This is a genomic window from Paenarthrobacter aurescens, from assembly GCF_025421775.1.
Taxonomy (GTDB): domain Bacteria; phylum Actinomycetota; class Actinomycetes; order Actinomycetales; family Micrococcaceae; genus Arthrobacter; species Arthrobacter aurescens_B.
The window spans coordinates 1-283 of the sequence record NZ_JAOEFX010000139.1; the positions used below are offsets into that span (position 1 = coordinate 1).

Here is a 283-nt window from a genome sequence, read left to right on the forward strand (position 1 = left end):
CCATATAAGTGCTGGCGTCGTGAGGACGGAGTTCGCCGCTGCTTTCAAGTGCTTGTCCCAGGCAAGTTCGCCCATCGCAGCCACCCTGGCGTCGGAGGGGGGTTCAACGCTCACCGGTGTGCTCTCAGTGAAGGACGCAAGCATGGCCGGGAGGTCGAATTCGCCTTCCCCGGGTCCACCGCGCTCCGAGCGGGACTCAGTGATCAAACCGTCCCTGGTTGCCGGCTGGGCATTGGGTCCGTCGCATAGCAGGAGCAAGGGAACGAGTGCTGAAGAAGCTTCG

General features: G+C 62.9%; 1 pseudogene. It reads right to left on the reverse strand.

Features of this window, described 5'->3' with window-relative positions:
- Nucleotides 1-283, reverse strand: a pseudogene (locus tag N7568_RS23030) (sugar phosphate isomerase/epimerase); the annotation flags it as partial.